Here is a 19,044-nt window from a genome sequence, read left to right as displayed (position 1 = left end):
GGTTACTTTATCCACTCGCTTAGCACCCTGTATTACTACAACGCACTGAGTTTAGCTACACGGCTCACTGGCGATTACCGTGACCGGACTTACACCGGCAAGTGTGGTCCAGCTTCGCTGGACACACGGCATAAAGATAGGACTGTTGCAGAATAGTGTCATGCTACAGTCCTATGTTCTCTTTCTTTTATGATTGTCGATTCGGATTTCTGCGCCATACATAGCCAACCAGGATCGCCAGGATGCCCAGGATTACCAGAATCGGCACCGGCCACCACAACTGTCCGGTCTGCGGAAGTTTAGAACCTCCACCCGTCGGAACCGTTGTGCCCGGCTTCTTATAGGTATTGGTTATGATAAATGTCTTTCCTTCCTGTGTGCTGGTCATGGTATATCCGGACGGCACCGTCTGTTCTACTGCTTTCCACTCATGACCTGCCTCCAGATCTTCCCAGGTGTATTTCCAGTTATTTTCCTGATTCAAAGTTACGGTTTCATATGATTTTCCATCCTGCAAAAGCTCTACCTTAATGCTTTCCGGTCGCTTCTTCTCATATCCTGTATCTTTCCAGATCTTTACTACAGAATAATCAGACAGATCCCCGTGAAGATCTTCTTTTCCGATCTTTGTATGCTCAATTACCGGATGGCAGACCCAGTTCCCTGCTTCATCTCGATTCGGCACTGTCACAAGAATCGGAGACGGTGTATAGAGATACTGATCATCCTGTGTAGTCTCACCAATGATCAGGTACAATCCTTTCGGGATTCCACTCATCACAAGTGTTCCGTTCTCATCGGTCTCTTCCTGATATACAGGTTGTAAATCCTGTACCATTCCATCCAGCGTTGTCGCCAATGCATTCCATCCTTCTGCATTCAGATTGTCCAGATGATTCAACTCTTCTATTTCATCCGTATATCCGTCAAATGGCGCTTCCAGCGAAAAAACTCCTGTCTCGGAAAAGGCTGCCACTTTATAGAACAAAAACTGATTCTTTCCAGCAGCATAATGTATCGTCAGACTCGTCTCTTCTGCTACATCGCCATTCTGACCGGCTGCATATACCGTTGCCGGCAAAAGCAACACTGCAGCCAGAGCACAACAGAACCGCAAAATCTTTTTCTGTAGTTTTCTGCTCCATCTATCCACGTTATCTCCTCCTTTTCCTCCTCTTATCTATGCTTAAGATTTCTTTTTCCGATAATGTACCAGCACCCAGATGATCAGTATCAGCAGAATCGGCACTGCAATCGCTGATGCTACGATCAAACGATCCACCTGCATGGCGTCTGCCGTCACCCGGATCGAATCATCCTCCAGGTTCGGGATACGGTGCCCGCGCACCAAAAGCCGGTGAGAATTCACTCCATAAGGTGTACAGGTAACCAGTGTACACAGATCCAGTTCCGGATCAATCTCCAGACCAGTCAGATCGTCCGGTTCTACAATACTGATCTTATCCACCTCATAGGTCAGTGTCTCATCCAGCACCCGGATCATGAAGACATCTCCCTCATCCAGTTCGTCCAGATTGGTAAATAACTTGGCAGACGGAAGTCCTCGATGTCCGGATACCACACTGTGAGTTCCAATTCCACCAACCGGCAGTGAAGAGCCTGGGATATGACCTACTGCAATCTGCAGAACACCTTCATCTGTTCCATGATAAATTGGAAGAGATACCTTGATCTCCGGGATCTCTATATATCCCATGATCCCAGTTCCACCAACATCCAGAATACGGTTATACTCTTCTTCTTCCTCTTCCGTCAGGTTCCAACGGTTCGGTTGATACGAAAGCTTCTGATTGTATGCTTCCGCTTCCTGCCACATCTTTTCATAATCTTCATCGTCCAACTCCGCCACTGCTTCCGCATAAGTCGCGATCGCCCTGGACTGATGAAATGAATTCCAGTAATCACTGATTGTCGGATACAGCAGTAAGGACAGGCCTACGAAAAAGATCAGCACAAGTATGATTGTCGAAATATTCTTTTTGACCCACTTCATAAAACTCTCCTTACCGTTGTATCCGGGATAGAGCATGTTATTCCCGATACTCCATCCCGCTATACAACGCTTTTGCCCTGTGTCAAATGTTCTTCTTCATAACATATCTGCATGATAATCCAGGAAGAACATTCTGACACACCAGGATACTTTGCAAATTATTTATTCATACGTCTCTTTGTGATCAGCATGATTGCTGCACCAAGTACAAGGATTGTACCAAGAACGTAGAAGATTGTGGTACCCATACCACCAGTCTCTGGAAGAGTAGAACCCTGCTTATTCTCAATAGTATTTGTAACATTAGAATCAGATGTTAATGTTGTTGTTGCCGATGTTCCATCTGCATTTTCTGAATGTGTAGCTTTAATCACAACAGTTGTATCAGCACATTTATTATATCCTGCAGGAACCGTTGTCTCTTTTAATACATATGTACCAGCATCCAAACCTTTTATATTGAATACACCAGTATCAGCAGCAGATGTCATTTCTACTGCTGTTTCTCCTGATTTCACAGGACGATATGCGCTTAACGTTTTATCATAAATCAAACCAATTTCAGTAGTTCCTGTAGAGTCATACAGCCTAAAACCTGCACCTGCTAATGGTGTTTTGTTTTTAGAATCTGTTGCATCAACCTTCGTGTTATCTACTTCATATGTGAATACCCATACACTATCTTCTGGAGTCTTACCTAATTCTTCATTTCCTTCACCACTAGCATTCGGATTATTAGAATATTGAAGACCTACTGTATTTTTGTTTGTTGTTGTACCAGACGCGTGATTTACCTGTGCATTTTCATTTAAATGTGCATTATAAATAACTACTATATCAGCACCCTCTGTCAAATTTACTTCTGAAATAGACTTAATATCATCAATTGTAAGTGTCCAACTTCCTCCTGCCTGATTTGCATTTGCAGTACAAGAATACTGACCAGCTTCAAGAGTGACACCATCAACTGTTACACTGTCAATAGATTCAAAGGTCACACCTTCAGACATTGTATCTGTAAATATAACTTTATACTTCTCGTATGCGTTAAAATCAGTATCTGCTGGCAGATTAGCAATTAATTTAAACTGAAAAGATTCATTGATTGCATGGTCAGCAGATTCTCCCCATCCATCTGTGGCACCTGCTTCTGCATCATCAATCTCATCCCATACCTGCTTATCAACTGTTGGCTTCGCAGATTTTGGAGATAACTCAATATTTCCTACAACCTTAAGAATGTAAGAAGTATAAGCATCATCTTTGTTCGTTAAAGAGTCATCCTTATCTTTCACCAGATAATAACCTGCTGCAAGACCAGAAATTTCATATTTACCATCTGTTACAGTACTAGCAGAACCAGCTGCAGTTGTAAGATACGGAGCAACTTCTTTTGCAAATGCTTTTGCATCCGCTTCTGTTTTCAACTTTTCAGCTTTCGTTGCCGCATTGCCTAAAGCTGTTTTTCCATCTTCAGATACGCCGGAACCCCATACAATGTTGGAAAGTGTAGTTCCAGATAAATCACCAGTAAAAATCTGGTAAGCTTCATAAGTATGACCTTCTGCTGAGTTATTGATTGTAATGGAATAGGTATCTGCAGCAAATGCGGTCATTGACATTGCCAATACCATAACCGCTGTCAGTAATAAACTGACAAATTTTTTCATGTGTTTCATCTCTTTTCCTCCTTTATCTTTTATACATGAAATAGTTTTCTTTTTGGATGTGTCCACCCCTCATATCATCTTCGGATATGCCTTCTTCTTCCCTCCTTTAAATGTTGTTTTATATACAGAAGGGCAGAAGCCAGCATCAGCAGGATTCCTCCCATGATATATTTAATTGTGCCGGAGCCACCGGTTTCTGGAAGTGTAAAATCTGTTTTTTCTTCCTTTGTGTTTGTGATTACGATTTCTCCATCTTGAATTCCATTATTGTTTGTATAAGATGTAAGATACCCATTTACTGCAGTAATTTCTTCAACCGAATAATACAACCCCTCCCCAGATTCATTCTGCTTCTGCAAGTTTTCCCACACATATGTCCATTGGTTCTCATCATTTAATCGTATGGGTTCTCCCACTTTTTCATATTCACCAACTATATAATCAGGGTCAGTGAAGTCAACTGTAACAGGAGTGTTTGTCTCTAAATAACCATATACCATCAATGTACAATTGTCTTCTACAATTTCATTTGTTTCTATTGTAGGGCACCCTTTTACAATCTCACTCTTCTTTTCAAATCTTTCATCATTCTTAGTTACATACCACTGATTCTCTTGCCCAACTGCCCACGTAGGCTGTTCAACCGTCAATTTAATGCTTGTACCTTTTTTTACACATATATTAATTTCTTTACCATATGCAGAGTTAAACTGGATTTTAACATGGTATCCATCTGAAACTTTTGTATTTTGCATCAACTGGACTTGAATTTCATCGATTCCCGGATCAATTGCCACTCCATTCTGGTCAAGCCATACTTTTTGTACTCCAATACTGGTATATTCATTTGGTATATAGATATTTCCACCATTTTTACCAAGTACTTGAATATTATTCATAACTCCAATTTCAGTCCTTGTCTCATCATTAAGAGACCACCACAATGTTTCTAATGTCTGATTATCATTTAACCAAACAAAATAATACTCTTTATCCGTTTTAATATATCCTTTAGGAGCACTTATTTCTTTCAATTTATAAAGTGTATTTTCTCGAAGCACTTCACCTGCAGTTGCACTACTGTCTGCTTCTAATACAAACTCCCCATTCTCATCCGTCACTAAATTAGGAGTATGCGGTTTCCATCCTGGAGCATTTTCAAATCCTTCTTCCCCTTGTTTATGATAACTTAAAAGCTGGAATTCCGCACCCTGAAGTAATTTTGAATAATCTTCGCTATCCACTTTATATATTTTTATTTTCGTTTTGTTAACATGTGCTCCAGATATATTATCTTTCAACTCAAGATTTTCAACCTTGCTACTTTTCCCTGCCAGATTCACCTCATTATTTATTTGAATACTTCCAACAGCACTTGATCCCTTATCATAAGTATATCGGTATGTTAACACACATGCTAATTCATCTGGAAGCTTAACAGTCAACACTTGTTTTCCGCTTTCTACATTATTATAAGCCACCTGATAACGTGACGAATCAATCAATTCTCCCTTATAATTATTTTCCGCATTATTTAGATCATATGTATAAAGTTGAACATTTGACAAATCCAGATATATCCCATCCAGATTAGAATATGTCAATGTATCATACAACGTTAAAGTATCGCTATTAATATCTAAATTATCCTTTGTCGGATTAATCACCACATTGTATTCAACCTCATCCAGCCAAACCACATTTCCACTTTCATCAGTAGTTGAAAGTTGCTCTCCTACCTTCGCCACAATCTCTTTTTCTTTTGTTACTGTTGTTGTAGTTGACGCACTTCTTTCTCCCCAACTAACCGAATTTACAAAATCCTTGATTTCTCCTCCTTGAATCGCTCCATTGTCAATAGATACTGCATAAAATATAGCAATCGGCCAATTTGTTTTAAATCCAGCCGGAAGTTTAATCGTTAATAAGTGATCTTGCTGAGTAAAAGTCGGTTTATTATCTTCAACTGTTAGATCGTGTCCGCCTTCCGATGGCCATATTGCCGTTAAACCCGAATCATTAACACTGCAATACAATGCATATCCGCTCTCCTCAACATAGTGAACCCCTTCTGGCAACATATCTTGTAAAACAATGTCACTATCATTACTATCAGGTCTTATTATTAGTCGGTAATAAAGCATTCCGCTATCACCTGAATCAAGTTCTACAGACGAACCGTCTGACTTAAAACCATTCCAAGTAGAATCATTTCCTACATATACAAATTCCGTTGGAGGATTCATAAATCCTGTCCCTGAACTTGCCTTTTGAAGTCTCTGTGGGTTTGTATAATTTACAGATGCTTCCGTACTATGGTTTGGTATCTCTCCCACATTTTTTAATGTAATTGTTGTTCCTTCTGCAACATTTGATGTTACCCCAGTAGTAGGATAATTAAAATAAATCGTTTTTCCTACAATTCCTTCTATGTTGTCTTTCTGAGGAATGAATGTAATCTTAAAAGATGTTACTTTACTGCTTTCACCACTAACCTCTGATCCAGTTGTGTTATAGAATTTTATTTCGTACTTAAAGTACTTTTCAAATTCGTTTGTATTACTTTTAAATGAAACAGTCTTTTGCTCTCCTGATTCTACATACTGGAGTGTTAATGTCTCCGAAATCAAGTTTGAAATATCATCAACTGTTCCATAATGAACATCTTCATTTTGCTGTCCATCATCCCCAAGTATCATGTCTGTATAAACAAATGACTCTAAACTAGAAATACTTTGATTTGGAAGTGTAATGTTAGTTTGCCATTTGTATTTCTGATTTCCGTCAGAATCTTTTTCCTCGCTTATTTTACTTTTGTTTAATCCCCAATCTCGTTTAGTTATTCCGACATTACTTCCAGTTGAGTAAGACTGGTCTGTCCCGTTACTTAATTCGACACTATTATTCACTGTATTGCTATCATGAGAAACTTCCGTTTCATAAACAATCGTATATGAATATACATCTGTGGTATCTTCACTGAATACATATGGTAAAGAGATTTCCGTTGAAGTACCAGTTGTTTCGTTCTTTAATATTGCGGTTTTATTGGTTAGCTCATTTCCATCCAATGTATCCGACAATGTATATCCATTCAGATTTTGTCCTCCAGGATTAATCGTAACCGTCCATGTTATTTTTTCAGCATCTTCATCATAATAACCACTTTTTGTTATTACTTTTTCAGACACTTTTGTTTCATTCCATTTACTTGCACCATTCGCACACGCATAATTTGTAACATACAACTTTCCATCACTGTCTGCGGTTCCTGGTGTAACTGTATATGTAATTACATATGTTTCATTGCTCTGCAATTCCTGCAATGCATCTATCACCAAATGTTGCTGATTATTGCTAGCTTCAATGACCGGAGTTACTCCTGTTATTGAAGAGCTATTACCTGATGCATCTATTTTCTCAATTACAATTGAATAACTATTAAAAGTACCATTCGTCAACCAATCTTCAAATTTTACTTCTTTTCCTGTACCATTGGTTGTTCCGATTGTAACCTTATACGTAATCGAATTTCTATCTTCGCTAATCGTTGATTGTTTATCTATATTAATATCGCCTGCCTGTTGTTCTTCCTCGTCTTTCTTGATAATAATCGTTCCTCCATCTCCGCCAAATTGGATTTCTTTATCTTCTCCTGTATTGTCGGAACTAACAGTACCTTCAAAATAAATATCACCGTCAATTGCTTCTCCACCCTCAGCAAACGAATCATCAAATATAATAACAATCATTCCACTCTCATCAATATAATAATCTCCAACATCTTTACCTTGCCAGTAAACACGTCCCGATAAGCTTTCATTAGGAAGCACGCCAGCAGGGAGTTGGTAATGAATTGTTTTAGAAGTACTTGTAATAATTCCTGCCGGAATTGAATAATTTAGCGTAACACGAACTTGATCTCCGTTCTTAAACTCTGTAGACTCTGTCCAGTTACCATTCACAATCTTCTGAACTGTTACTTCTGTAATATATTGTTCAAAATCCTCTCCAAGATTCTCTGGAAGAGCAGAAATCGAACGTCCTGACATTAATGAGTACGAACGTTCTACTGCATTAACTTCTGCAACTGGCAATGAACTTTCTTGTATAATATCTTCTGTTTCACCAGATTGTCCTTCTACCTTCTTTTCTTCTGTTTCATAGCATTGTTCCGTATGCTGATGTTCTTCTTTTTTGCAGACTAATTCTTTTATTTCCAATGTCGTATTAAAACAATCATCTGTATGCTGATGTTCTTTTGTTTCAAGCATTCCACAAATCAAAATACCAGTTTCATCATAACATGCAGCCGTATGTTCATGAAGAGCAACCTCTTGCTCGGCACAAATCAACTCTCCATCACTATAGCAAGAATCTGTATGCTGATGTTCTTTAATCTCAGCCAATACACAGATAAGTTTTCCAGTTTCATCATAACAATTCTCATCATGTGTATGCACTACATAATCTGCAATTCCACAAATCAGATTTTTCTCTGCATCATAACAAGCACTCGTATGTTTGTGGAGTTCCAAGGATTCTAATGTACAGGTAAGTTCCTTTGTTTCTGGTTTTATTGTATAGCAATCCTCTGTATGTGTATGTTCTTCCTTTCCGCAGACTACATTATTTTCCAGTGTTATTGCCGGAAGGATCAACATATATGTCGTTACAAACACAACAACTGCAGCCAGCACACTTAAAACTTTCTGCCACCTTTTCTTCCTTTTATGTTTTTGGAGAGCATTTTTTGTGTGATTTGTTAATGAAGAACTCATCCCGGCACCTCCTTTTCCTTAGTTTCTCTATCCTTTATTTATAATCATTCCCATATTTGTATTATTATACCATATTTCATATTTTTTTCACACATTTTTTTCATATTTTTAACAGTCTTTTGTTAATATTATTTGCTATTAATGTACTGCAGCTATACTATATTCTTGCAATCTTTTCCCGAAGCTTGACCATCTTACGGTCAAGCGCAGCGATTTCTTCCGAATAGCCTTTCAGTTCTTTCGCTGCCTCTTCTGCGCCTTTTACGTCTTTTTTATAGATCATCTGATAATCGAGTACGGACCAGAAATCCATCGCCGTTGTCCGGATCTGAATCTCTGCCCGCTTCGTTTCTTTTTTATCTCCCAGATAGATTGGCAGGTCAACGATCAGGTGAAGGCTCATGTAGCCATTCTTTTTCGGACTTTCTATATAATCTTTGATCTTAACAATTTCCAGATCCTGCTGTTTTTCCAGCATTTCTGCCACTCTGTATATATCATCCTGAAACAGGCAGATGATCCGTATCCCGATCAGGTCATTCAATTTCTTTTTTGCGGTAGCAAAATTTGTCTCGTACCCTTTACGTACCAGCTTCGCATGAATGCTGTCCGGTTTCTTCAGTCTACTGTTGACGTCACGGATGATCTCCCTGTGATATTCCCGCGACAGCTGCTCATTGATGATATTGATCTTCGCTTCAAGGATACCCACCACATACTGGTATCGAAGTTCATACTTCTCATGTTCCATATCATGGGCAATCTGTTCAATTTCTTGTTTGATATCTTTTGTTATTTCCTGTTTCTTTTTTTCCTGCTTCATTCTTTTGATCACGATTCCTTCCTGTTCTATATACATTTTATGTTCTATATATACTTTATGATCAAGCATGTTCTCACTATTCGGAAAAATCAGCTGTCTCTGTATATTCTATTATATCGTAAAATCCACATCTCAACTATCCTGGTTCTGTAAAATTCCCCCAAAAAAAACACAACCCCGTATTTTGGGATTGTGCTTAAGCTGGAAATCGGACTTGAACCGACGACCCCTTCATTACGAGTGAAGTGCTCTACCGACTGAGCTATTCCAGCATGAAATGTATGTACTTTTTTTCCGTACGTGTTAAAGTATACCCGTACCAATATATTTTGTCAATAGAAATTTTATTTTTATTGCCTTCAGGCTACCGTGTAAAGCCTTGTAAATGATTAAGGCTTTACACGGTTTTCTTTTACATGAACATCCAGCTTCTGATATGGAATCTCAATTCCTTCTGCATCCATGGCAAGCTTGATCTCTTCCTGCAGCTTCCACTTTACGTTCCAGTATTCTTCTGTACTTACCCAGGCACGCATTCCGATCACGACGGAACTTGCTGCAAGCTCATCCACAAAAATCCGTATATCTTTGTCTTTCATGATCCGGTCCTCCTGATCAAGCAGACGCCTTGCCACTTCTTTCGCTTTGCGCAGATCTGAATCATAAGAGATTCCGAACTTCAGTTCCAGGCATCGTTCATCCTTCTCTGTGACATTGGTCAGACTGTTGTTCGTCAACATGCCATTCGGTATAATAACCGTCTTATTGTCAATCGTGGTAAGCTTCGTGTAAAAGAGCTGTATCTCTTTTACGGTTCCTTCATTTTTATGATTGTCTTCTATAATATAATCCCCGACTACAAACGGCTTCAGCATCAGAATCAGAACACCGCCGGCAAAGTTTGACAGGCTTCCCTGCAATGCCAGACCCACTGCAACGCCGGCTGATGCTATGATTGCGGCTACGGAGGCCGTATCCACTCCAAACTTCGTTGCGATTGTGAAGATCAGAATCGCATATAGACCAAACTTCAACAATGAGTCTACGAATGTGGCAACGCCTGCATCTGCACTGGAGCGGGCAAAAGCAGATTTCACAATCTTTCTCACCCATTTGATCAGATAACGTCCGATGATAAAGATGATAATCGCATATACCACTTTTAGTCCGAATCCGATCAGGTTTCCTGTATTATTATGAAAATACTGCAAAAAAGCGTTAATTTCTTCTGTTGTTTCCTGCGTCATTTCCTCTACGCTTGTTGTATCCATATCAGCTTTCTCCTCTTTTCAAGTCTTATCATTTTTCTGTCGTTCGCTTTTTATTCCTCTTTTAAAGCCAGAAATGCACTCAAATTTCCTCTTTTATTACCGGTCGCCCGGTGTGAAAACAGAATCTCCGGGTTGCAGTGTGTGCAGACATTCGTCACAGCAATCTGCTGCTTCGGGATCCCCGCTTCAGTCAACACTGCTTCATTGGCTTTCCACAGATTCAGTTGATACTTTCCATTTTCTTTTCGGTAAAATAATTCCGGCCAGAGCTTCTGTTCAAAATGTTTCCGAAATTCATCAATCACATCTTCACTGACCTCATAACAGTCCTGACAGATGGACGGTCCGATTGCCGCATAGATATCTTTCGGATCCGTGCCATACTCACGGCTCATTGTCTCTACCGTTACTTTTCCCATCTTATGAACCGTTCCTCTCCATCCGGAATGGCTCAGGCCGATCACTTTTTTCACCGGATCCACAAAATACAGCGGAACACAATCCGCATAGAATGTAACCAGACAGATTCCCGGCACATTCGTTACCAGTCCATCTGTTTCCATGAACCGTCTCCCGCGATCCTGTTCCTTTACCACAGCCACATTAGTAGTATGTGTCTGGTGTGTATATGTCAGATCTTCTGCCCGCACTCCGATCGCCGCCGCGATTCTTCTGCAGTTCTCAGCAACCGCCTGCGGATCATCTCCTCTGGTCGTACTGATATTCATCGTTGCACACGGCCCCTTACTGACTCCGCCAAGTCTAGTGGAAAAGCCATGATATACAACTCCCGTTTTTTCCAGCATTGGATACGAAAGGAAGGGAACTCCGTTTTCTTCCTTTTCATCCAATATATGTTCATTGTTTTTATAGATCAATCCCAGACTCATCACACATCTCCTTATCCGATATAGTCAAATGCATTCTGATAAAGTGTGAACTTATCCCCTTCAATGCTGATTACATCAAATCTGCACGCCACGTCCGCCAGCCCATGCATCATAAGATATGCCAGTGCACACTTTGACAGTACTTTCTGCTTCCCGAATCCGACTGCCTCTGCCGGATGTCCTTTCCGTTCATCCGTACGATACTTCACCTCACAGAATACCAGATATTCACCATCTCTCGCTACGATATCGACTTCTCCCATCTTGCATCGATAGTTATATTCCAGAATCTCATATCCAAGTGTTTTCAGATAGTTTCCTGCCCTCTTCTCGTATTCAGCACCTATACTGCGCTTATTATATCGACGTGCATTCATGCACACACTCCTTCTGTTGTCTGTACAGTTTTATATAAAGTTCTTTATAAATGTCCTTCTGTGGATCGGCGAAGGCCCGTGCTCTTTCAGACCCGCAATATGAGCCTTTGTTCCATACCCTTTATTGCTTGCAAAATCATATCCCGGAATGATCTGATCATATTCCACCATCATCCGATCCCTGGTAACCTTTGCGATGATGCTCGCCGCCGCGATGGACACACTCTTGGCATCTCCTTTGATGATAGGCACCTGAGGAATATCCACCTCCGGGATCGTCACAGCATCATTTAAGAGCAGATCCGGTCTGACCTTCAGATTCTCAATGGCCATACGCATAGCCTCATAGGTTGCCTGCAGGATATTGATCTCATCAATTCTCGCAGGACCGACAATTCCAATTCCCGTTGCCACTGCATGCTCCATAATCTCATCGTATAACGCTTCTCTCTTTTTCTCTGACAATTTTTTGGAGTCATTCAGATACAGGATCGGATTGTCTTTGGGCAGGATCACCGCTCCTGCCACAACCGGCCCTGCAAGCGGTCCCCTGCCCACTTCATCTATTCCACATATAGTGGCATAATGACTGTATTCCCTTTCATACACACTCATTGCCTCTGTACGTGCAATTTCCTTCTCCAGCTTTTCCTGCTGCTTTCGCAGCCTTTCCTCTTCCCTCTTATTCATGGCGGATCACTCCCATCTCATCAAAAGGATAGATGCGCACCCAGGCTCTTCCGATCAGATCTTCCTTTTTTAGAACTCCGACACTGGGATCCCGACTGTCCTGACTGTGATTCCGGTTATCGCCCAGCACAAAGTATTCTTCTTCTCCTAGCGTTATAGGTTCTGCCGCCGTCTGTGGATTCTCTATCACTTCTGCACCATAGACATCGCTGGTCAGCTGTTCGCCATTAATATATACATATCCGTCGATAATCTGCACCGTTTCTCCCGGAAGACCGATGATCCTCTTGATATAATATGTATTTTTCTCATATTTATAAGGAAATACTATGATATCATAGCGCTTTGGATCACGAAAACGATAGGAAATCTTTTCCACGATCAGGTTGTCTCCATCACTGAGTGTTGTCTCCATCGAAGACCCACTCACTCTGGTTCTCTGACCGACAAATGTAATGATCAGATAAGTCAGGCCGATAATGATCAGGATATACACGATCCATCCACCCAGTTCGCGTAAGATGCTTCTTTCTTCTTGTTCTTTTTCTGTATGTTCTGTCATATAATTATCCCCTTTATGAATCTTTCTCCCCCGATTCTAGCACACTTCCTGTGGATATTCCAGTGTCAGTCTCCCGAGGCGTCCGCCACGGAAATCATCCAGCAGCAATACTGCAGCTTTTTCTGTATCCAATTCATTCCCCTTTAGAAGACAATGCCTGCTGTCTGCGATCGCTCGTAGCATCACATATGCATCTTCTTCAGAAGTGACATTATATTTTTCTTCCAGCACTCCCGGATAAGATTGATTCATGAACTTGATCAACTCTGCGGCAAGTTCTTCCGTCTGCAGGATTTCATCCTTGATCGAACCGATAAATGCCAGTTTCAATCCAACGCTCTGATCCTCAAATTTAGGCCACAGGATTCCTGGCGTATCCAGAAGTTCTACGTTTTTATTCAGACGTATCCATTGCTTTCCCTTCGTGACGCCCGGCTTATTTCCTGTTTTTGCACAGCTTTTTCCCGCCAGTGCATTAATAAATGTAGACTTGCCCACATTCGGAATACCAACAACCATAGCTCGAACCGGCCTGTTTAAAATCCCACGTTTTCTGTCTCTCTCAATCTTTTCTTTACACGCTTCCTGAATCACACTGTGAATGGATTTCACTCCTCCGCCTTTTTTGGAATTCACTTTTACCACAGAAAATCCTTTTTCACGAAAATACTCCATCCATGCATCATTCCATCTGTCTTCTGCAAGATCCGCTTTATTCAGCAGGATCAGTCTCGCTTTATTCTTCCCAATTTCATCGATGTCCGGGTTTCTGCTGCTTACCGGTACTCTCGCATCCACAAGTTCTATTACCAGATCAATCAGCTTAATATTCTCCTGCATCATACGTTTTGCCTTGGTCATATGACCCGGGTACCATTGAAAATGCATAATTATTACTCCTTACTTATGAATCCAAAATGTTTTCTCGGGGATACTACAAACCACGCTTTTCCGTATATATATTCCCGCTTAACGTTGCCGATATCTGCATTTCTGCTGTCCTCACTGCTCTCACGGTTATCCCCGAGCACAAAATACTCGTCACCGGCAAGTTCTATCTTTTCATCCGCAATTCCGACATCTCCCATTTCTGATGTTGCGTAATCTTCTTCCAGTTTTTCACCGTCTATATATACATTGTTCTCTATGATCTCCACCGTCTCTCCCGGAAGACCGATAATTCTTTTAATATAGTAATGAGCATTTTCATTGCCCTTTGGCTTAAAGACGATGATATCTCCTCTCCTGGGAGAAGAAGCATTATACAGAATCCGATTCGTCAGCACTACATCTGCATTACTGAGTACCGGACTCATGGAATCCCCCACTGTACTGACACTCTGTCCAAAATACCACACTGCAACAAACGCCAGAAGACAGGTAACTGCAATTTTAAATATCCATCTTCCGACAACCGCCAGATATTCCAGATTCAGATGAAACTTTTTTCTCGGTCTTTTTATCTTCCCTATTCCTTTTCGACGACGCCTGTTATATGCATTGACTTTCCGCCTTTTCCTGTTGAAATCCAGTTCCTTTCGTCTGTGTCTCATAGATTCCCCTTATATCAGAAAAGGACAATTACATTATGTAGTTGTCCTTTTTCCTTCTTTGTTTACAATTTTACTATCTTACTAATTCTTTTACTTTTGCTTTCTTACCAACGCGGTCTCTTAAGTAGTTCAGTTTTGCTCTTCTTACTTTACCTCTTCTTACTACTTCAACCTTCTCTACGTTTGGAGAATGCAGCGGCCATGTCTTTTCAACGCCGATTCCGTTAGAATTCTTTCTAACTGTAAATGTTTCTCTTGCTCCGCCGCCCTGTCTCTTAAGGACTGTTCCTTCAAAAACCTGAACTCTTTCACGGTTTCCTTCTTTGATCTTTCCGTATACTTTTACAGTATCGCCAACGTGAAACTCCGGAGCCTGTTCTTTTAACTGCTCTGCTTCGATGTTCTTAATGATATCGTTCATGATGTGTGACCTCCTTGTTTACTTGGATGTTCTTAATACAATTCGTACCAGAGGACCATCTATTATCTTCACAACGTACTATATATTATCATATCTATCATCTATTTGCAAGGTTTTTCTGACGAATATCCAGATTTTTTATTCTGACAGATCTTCCACCATTTTTTTCTCCTGTGGTGTAAGTTCTGCTTTTTCCAACAGATCTGGCCGATTCTTTGCTGTACGTATGACCGACTGCTCTCTTCGCCACTTTTCAATATTAGCGTGATGTCCGGACAGCAATATCTCCGGCACCCGTTTCTCATGCCATACTTCCGGTCTGGAATACTGCGGATATTCCAGCAGGTTATCCTGAAAACTTTCAAATTCAGCAGATACATCATTGTGAAGTACTCCCGGCACCAGACGGGAGATACAATCTACCATAATCATCGCAGGAAGCTCTCCGCCTGTCAGCACATAATCACCGATAGATACATAATCTGTCACAATCTCTTCCAGCACACGTTCGTCGATTCCTTCATAATGGCCACACAGGAATACCAGATCCTCTTCTTTGGCAAATTCCTCTGCCATCCCCTGGTTAAATGTCTTTCCCTGTGGTGAGAGATAGATTACCCGAGACTTTTTTACGGTCTCTGCTTCATTCTCTTCCTTCGCACGCTCTGCAATCTTCTCGCTCAGGGCTTTATAGCACTGATATACCGGCTCTGCCTGCATCAGCATTCCCGCTCCGCCGCCATATGGATAATCATCCACACTGTTATGCTTGTTAAATGCATAATCCCGGATATTGACTGCTTCAATTGACAGCAGTCCGTTATTGACCGCTCTCCCGATAATACTGGTATTCAGTCCATCCATCACCATCTCCGGGAACAATGTCATAATATAAAAATTCATAATTTGCCCTCTTCTATACAAGTCCATCCATCAGATGAATCTTCATTTTCCCCTCTTCGATATTGACGTCCAAAATACATTCTTTAATAGCCGGAACCAGTACTTCTCCGTGTTCTGCGCTATCGATCACATAGACATCATTGGCTCCCGTCTCTATGACATCTTTCAACGTGCCAAATTCTTTTCCATCCTCTGTTTCTACAGCCATGCCGATCATATCAGCAATAAAGTATTCATCTTCCTCCAGTTCGACTGCATCGCAACGTTCTACCAGAATCGGACATCTCTTATATCTTTCAATGTCATTTATATTATCAAAGCCTTTAAATTTCAGGATCACAAACTGTTTAAAAAACTTTACTCCCTGTATCTCCAAAGGCAAGGTCTCTTTTCCTGTGTCAAGAAGGACATGCTTTAACTGTTTAAACCGAGCAGCATCGTCCGTAGTCGGATACACTTTCACCTCTCCGCGTACTCCGTGCGTGGATGTAATCACACCAACCTGTAACAATTCTTCCATAGTTTCTCCTTCATATATCGTGATATAGATAAGGGACAAGACCAAAATCGGACCTGTCCCCGGATACCTCATTTCATTACAGCTGATATCTGTAATCCATTAATCCATAATATCAACTACTACCTTCTTATCTTCCTTTGCAGCAGCTGCCTTTACGACAGAACGGATTGCTTTCGCGATACGTCCCTGTTTTCCAATTACTTTTCCCATATCAGAGTCAGCAACGTGTACTTCCAGAATTGTCGTTTTCTTTTCTACCCGTTCGCTGATCTCAACGCTGTCCGGGTCGTCAACTAATGCTTTCGCAATGACTTCAACTAATTCTTTCATAGATTCACACCTCCAGTGGCATGATTATTTTTCAATGCCTGCCGCTTTCAAGATCTTAGCAACTGCCTCTGTCGGCTGTGCTCCGTTTGCCAGCCATTTTTTAGCTGCTTCCTCATCAACACTGATTGCACTTGGATCACAGTTCGGATCATAAGTTCCAACCTCAGCGATGAACTTTCCATCTCTTGGTGATCTGGAATCTGCCACGATGATTCTATAGAAAGGAGCCTTCTTCTGTCCCATTCTTCTTAATCTCATTTTTACTGCCATGTTACATTACCTCCATAAATATGTTTATTTTTTCATTTATCTATATAACGCGATTTTCGCGATATATCATAGTTAGAACGGCAAGCGGAATCTGTTTTTCTTGCCGCCTTTTCCCATCATCTTCATCATCTTTTTCATCTCGCCAAACTGCTTTACCATGCGGTTTACTTCGCTGATATCCACACCGGCTCCTTTTGCGATTCGATGCTTTCTGGATGGGTTTAAGATATCCGGATTGCTTCTTTCCTTTGGCGTCATGGAATAGATCATTGCTTCCATTCTTGCCATTTTCTTTTCTGCCTGAGCTGTCTGTTCATCATCCAGACCTTTCATCTTGCCAAGGCCTCCCATTCCCATACCGGGGAGCATGCTCATCACATTGCCAAGACCGCCCATATTCTTCATCTGTTTAATGCTTTCCAGATAATCATCAAAATCAAACTGATTTTTCTTCAGTTTCTGGGTCATCTGCTTTGCTTTTTCTTCATCAATCTCAGCTTCTGCCTTTTCAATCAGAGAAAGCACATCACCCATACCAAGGATTCTGGATGCCATACGATCCGGATAGAACTGTTCCAGATCCGAAAGCTTTTCTCCCATACCAACATACAAGATCGGTTTTCCTGTAACTGCCTTTACAGACAGAGCAGCACCGCCTCGCGTATCGCCATCCAGCTTTGTCACAATCACACCGTCAATGCCGACTTTTTCATTAAACTCTTTTGCAACATTGACTGCGTCCTGACCTGTCATGGCATCAATTACAAGAATTGACTGATGTACGGTTACGGTATCCTTGATTTCCTGAAGTTCTGCCATCATGTCCTCATCTACATGAAGACGTCCGGCTGTATCGAGGATTACAATGTTATTGCCGTTCTTCTGTGCATGCTCAATGGCTGCTTTCGCAATATTCGCAGGTTTATGATTCTCTCCCATGGAAAATACTTCCACACCCTGCTTTTCACCATTTACCTGCAGCTGCTTGATCGCTGCCGGTCGATACACATCACATGCGACCAGAAGTGGTTTTTTGCCTTTTAATTTATATTTTCCCGCCAGTTTTGCGGTAGTCGTTGTCTTACCTGCTCCCTGAAGACCTGCCATCATGATGACGGTGATTGCACTTCCTGGCTGAAGTTTGATCTCGGTCGTCTCTGATCCCATGAGCTTCACCAGCTCTTCATTCACGATCTTGATGACCATCTGCCCCGGATTCAGGCCATTCATTACATCCTGACCAATTGCTCTTTCCTGAACATTTTTAATAAAATCTTTTACAACCTTGAAGTTGACATCCGCTGCAAGAAGTGCTCTCTTAATCTCCTTGAGAGCCTCTTTTACATCTTCTTCGGTCAGACGGCCTTTACTTCTTAAGTTCTTAAATATATTCTGAAGTTTTTCTGTCAAGCTGTCAAATGCCATTCTATAACTCCTCTATAATTGCATCGGATATCTTTCGGATATCGGCTACCAGTTCTTCTGTCGGCCGTTCCTCATATCCATCCAGCAACTCATCAATTGTCTTTACTTTTTCTTTGATTGCTACGAACTTCTCCACCAGATGAAGCTTTTCTTCATATCCACGCAAAGACTGGGAACAGCGTTTGATCAGATCGTGTACTCCCTGACGGCTGATTCCTTCTTCTTTCGCGATCTCTCCCAGCGATAAGTCTTCCAGTATAAACTGTTCATACACTTCTTTTTGATGTTCTGTAAGAAGTTCTCCATAGAAATCATACAGTAAAGCCTGTTCTAATATTTCATTCATTTCCTTCACCTGTGATATCATATACCAAATCCCATCAGGTGTCAAGTATTTTTTCTTTACACCCGGGAAATTTATAAACCATTTTTGATATTGTCCTAATATACCACAAAGAAAAATGTCCCGAATGTGGTATGATACTCTCATTAAGCTGATGGGAGGAATTATTATCAGAAAGGTTGAACTTCGAATGAACGAACA

The 19,044-nt window shown here is 40.9% G+C and carries 19 protein-coding genes and 1 tRNA gene; all 20 read right to left on the bottom strand.

What is annotated here, in order from left to right; all coding sequences use genetic code 11:
- Window positions 1–187: 187 nt before the first annotated feature.
- Window positions 188–1,153 (bottom strand): Cna B-type domain-containing protein, encoded by a 966-nt coding sequence (locus tag JQM82_RS16310; RefSeq protein WP_235249762.1) that lies wholly within the window; start codon window positions 1,151–1,153, stop codon window positions 188–190.
- Between the two features lie 33 nt (window positions 1,154–1,186).
- Window positions 1,187–2,014 (bottom strand): class C sortase, encoded by an 828-nt coding sequence (locus JQM82_RS08780; RefSeq protein WP_235249761.1) that lies wholly within the window; start codon window positions 2,012–2,014, stop codon window positions 1,187–1,189.
- A 158-nt stretch (window positions 2,015–2,172) separates the two neighbouring features.
- A complete protein-coding gene (locus tag JQM82_RS08775) occupies window positions 2,173–3,693 on the bottom strand; it encodes an isopeptide-forming domain-containing fimbrial protein (RefSeq protein ID WP_235249760.1) in 1,521 nt (506 codons plus the stop codon).
- A 65-nt stretch (window positions 3,694–3,758) separates the two neighbouring features.
- Window positions 3,759–8,465, bottom strand: a complete 4,707-nt coding sequence (locus tag JQM82_RS08770) for a SpaA isopeptide-forming pilin-related protein (RefSeq protein WP_235249759.1) — start codon at window positions 8,463–8,465, stop codon at window positions 3,759–3,761.
- Between the two features lie 157 nt (window positions 8,466–8,622).
- Window positions 8,623–9,300 carry a GTP pyrophosphokinase gene (locus JQM82_RS08765; protein WP_235249758.1) on the bottom strand — a complete coding sequence of 226 codons (678 nt, stop codon included), beginning with the start codon at window positions 9,298–9,300 and terminating at the stop codon, window positions 8,623–8,625.
- A gap of 187 nt (window positions 9,301–9,487) precedes the next feature.
- Window positions 9,488–9,560, bottom strand: a tRNA-Thr gene (locus JQM82_RS08760).
- A gap of 117 nt (window positions 9,561–9,677) precedes the next feature.
- Window positions 9,678–10,559 carry a mechanosensitive ion channel family protein gene (locus tag JQM82_RS08755; RefSeq protein WP_235249756.1) on the bottom strand — a complete coding sequence of 294 codons (882 nt, stop codon included), beginning with the start codon at window positions 10,557–10,559 and terminating at the stop codon, window positions 9,678–9,680.
- Between the two features lie 50 nt (window positions 10,560–10,609).
- Entirely contained in the window at window positions 10,610–11,449 is an 840-nt protein-coding gene (pgeF, locus tag JQM82_RS08750) for a peptidoglycan editing factor PgeF (RefSeq protein ID WP_235249755.1), read from the bottom strand.
- Window positions 11,450–11,460: 11 nt separating this feature from the next.
- Window positions 11,461–11,826 carry a YraN family protein gene (locus JQM82_RS08745; protein WP_235249754.1) on the bottom strand — a complete coding sequence of 122 codons (366 nt, stop codon included), beginning with the start codon at window positions 11,824–11,826 and terminating at the stop codon, window positions 11,461–11,463.
- Window positions 11,827–11,856: 30 nt separating this feature from the next.
- A complete protein-coding gene (locus JQM82_RS08740) occupies window positions 11,857–12,516 on the bottom strand; it encodes a ribonuclease HII (protein ID WP_235249753.1) in 660 nt (219 codons plus the stop codon).
- Window positions 12,509–13,078, bottom strand: a complete 570-nt coding sequence (gene lepB / locus JQM82_RS08735) for a signal peptidase I (protein ID WP_235249752.1) — start codon at window positions 13,076–13,078, stop codon at window positions 12,509–12,511. The genes JQM82_RS08740 and lepB (JQM82_RS08735) overlap by 8 nt, the downstream gene beginning before the upstream one ends.
- Before the next feature lie 36 nt (window positions 13,079–13,114).
- Window positions 13,115–13,966, bottom strand: a complete 852-nt coding sequence (gene ylqF / locus JQM82_RS08730; RefSeq protein ID WP_235249751.1) for a ribosome biogenesis GTPase YlqF — start codon at window positions 13,964–13,966, stop codon at window positions 13,115–13,117.
- Between the two features lie 5 nt (window positions 13,967–13,971).
- Window positions 13,972–14,631 (bottom strand): signal peptidase I, encoded by a 660-nt coding sequence (gene lepB / locus JQM82_RS08725; RefSeq protein ID WP_235249750.1) that lies wholly within the window; start codon window positions 14,629–14,631, stop codon window positions 13,972–13,974.
- 73 nt (window positions 14,632–14,704) lie between these two features.
- Window positions 14,705–15,052: a 50S ribosomal protein L19 gene (gene rplS / locus JQM82_RS08720; protein WP_235249748.1), complete on the bottom strand. Its 348-nt coding sequence runs from the start codon at window positions 15,050–15,052 to the stop codon at window positions 14,705–14,707.
- Window positions 15,053–15,190: 138 nt separating this feature from the next.
- Window positions 15,191–15,955 (bottom strand): tRNA (guanosine(37)-N1)-methyltransferase TrmD, encoded by a 765-nt coding sequence (gene trmD, locus JQM82_RS08715; RefSeq protein ID WP_235249747.1) that lies wholly within the window; start codon window positions 15,953–15,955, stop codon window positions 15,191–15,193.
- 13 nt (window positions 15,956–15,968) lie between these two features.
- A complete protein-coding gene (rimM, locus tag JQM82_RS08710; protein ID WP_235249746.1) occupies window positions 15,969–16,475 on the bottom strand; it encodes a ribosome maturation factor RimM in 507 nt (168 codons plus the stop codon).
- A gap of 99 nt (window positions 16,476–16,574) precedes the next feature.
- Window positions 16,575–16,805, bottom strand: a complete 231-nt coding sequence (locus tag JQM82_RS08705) for a KH domain-containing protein (protein ID WP_235249745.1) — start codon at window positions 16,803–16,805, stop codon at window positions 16,575–16,577.
- A gap of 24 nt (window positions 16,806–16,829) precedes the next feature.
- The gene (gene rpsP / locus JQM82_RS08700; protein WP_235249744.1) at window positions 16,830–17,075 is read right to left on the bottom strand and encodes a 30S ribosomal protein S16; all 246 of its coding nucleotides are present in this window, start codon (window positions 17,073–17,075) and stop codon (window positions 16,830–16,832) included.
- 72 nt (window positions 17,076–17,147) lie between these two features.
- Window positions 17,148–18,500 (bottom strand): signal recognition particle protein, encoded by a 1,353-nt coding sequence (ffh, locus tag JQM82_RS08695; RefSeq protein ID WP_235249743.1) that lies wholly within the window; start codon window positions 18,498–18,500, stop codon window positions 17,148–17,150.
- A 1-nt stretch (window position 18,501) separates the two neighbouring features.
- The gene (gene ylxM, locus JQM82_RS08690; RefSeq protein WP_235249742.1) at window positions 18,502–18,846 is read right to left on the bottom strand and encodes a YlxM family DNA-binding protein; all 345 of its coding nucleotides are present in this window, start codon (window positions 18,844–18,846) and stop codon (window positions 18,502–18,504) included.
- Window positions 18,847–19,044 lie beyond the last annotated feature (198 nt).

The organism is Faecalicatena contorta (assembly GCF_021531995.1).
GTDB classification, from domain to species: domain Bacteria; phylum Bacillota; class Clostridia; order Lachnospirales; family Lachnospiraceae; genus Dorea_A; species Dorea_A contorta_A.
The sequence above is the reverse complement of the archived record's forward strand: the minus strand, read 5'-3'. Positions and strand labels throughout refer to the sequence as shown.

Bases quoted from the DNA above. Each gene is read 5' to 3' on its own strand.
- JQM82_RS08770 (WP_235249759.1), bottom strand. From the start codon at position 8,465: ATGAGTTCTTCATTAACAAATCACACAAAAAATGCTCTCCAAAAACAT.
- JQM82_RS08745 (WP_235249754.1), bottom strand. From the start codon at position 11,826: ATGAATGCACGTCGATATAATAAGCGCAGTATAGGTGCTGAATACGAG.
- pgeF (WP_235249755.1), bottom strand. From the start codon at position 11,449: ATGAGTCTGGGATTGATCTATAAAAACAATGAACATATATTGGATGAA.
- ffh (WP_235249743.1), bottom strand. From the start codon at position 18,500: ATGGCATTTGACAGCTTGACAGAAAAACTTCAGAATATATTTAAGAAC.
- rplS (WP_235249748.1), bottom strand. From the start codon at position 15,052: ATGAACGATATCATTAAGAACATCGAAGCAGAGCAGTTAAAAGAACAG.
- lepB (WP_235249750.1), bottom strand. From the start codon at position 14,631: ATGAGACACAGACGAAAGGAACTGGATTTCAACAGGAAAAGGCGGAAA.
- rimM (WP_235249746.1), bottom strand. From the start codon at position 16,475: ATGGAAGAATTGTTACAGGTTGGTGTGATTACATCCACGCACGGAGTA.
- JQM82_RS08740 (WP_235249753.1), bottom strand. From the start codon at position 12,516: ATGAATAAGAGGGAAGAGGAAAGGCTGCGAAAGCAGCAGGAAAAGCTG.
- trmD (WP_235249747.1), bottom strand. From the start codon at position 15,955: ATGAATTTTTATATTATGACATTGTTCCCGGAGATGGTGATGGATGGA.
- JQM82_RS08705 (WP_235249745.1), bottom strand. From the start codon at position 16,805: ATGAAAGAATTAGTTGAAGTCATTGCGAAAGCATTAGTTGACGACCCG.
- JQM82_RS08755 (WP_235249756.1), bottom strand. From the start codon at position 10,559: ATGGATACAACAAGCGTAGAGGAAATGACGCAGGAAACAACAGAAGAA.
- JQM82_RS08775 (WP_235249760.1), bottom strand. From the start codon at position 3,693: ATGAAACACATGAAAAAATTTGTCAGTTTATTACTGACAGCGGTTATG.
- JQM82_RS08780 (WP_235249761.1), bottom strand. From the start codon at position 2,014: ATGAAGTGGGTCAAAAAGAATATTTCGACAATCATACTTGTGCTGATC.
- ylxM (WP_235249742.1), bottom strand. From the start codon at position 18,846: ATGAATGAAATATTAGAACAGGCTTTACTGTATGATTTCTATGGAGAA.
- lepB (WP_235249752.1), bottom strand. From the start codon at position 13,078: ATGACAGAACATACAGAAAAAGAACAAGAAGAAAGAAGCATCTTACGC.
- rpsP (WP_235249744.1), bottom strand. From the start codon at position 17,075: ATGGCAGTAAAAATGAGATTAAGAAGAATGGGACAGAAGAAGGCTCCT.
- ylqF (WP_235249751.1), bottom strand. From the start codon at position 13,966: ATGCATTTTCAATGGTACCCGGGTCATATGACCAAGGCAAAACGTATG.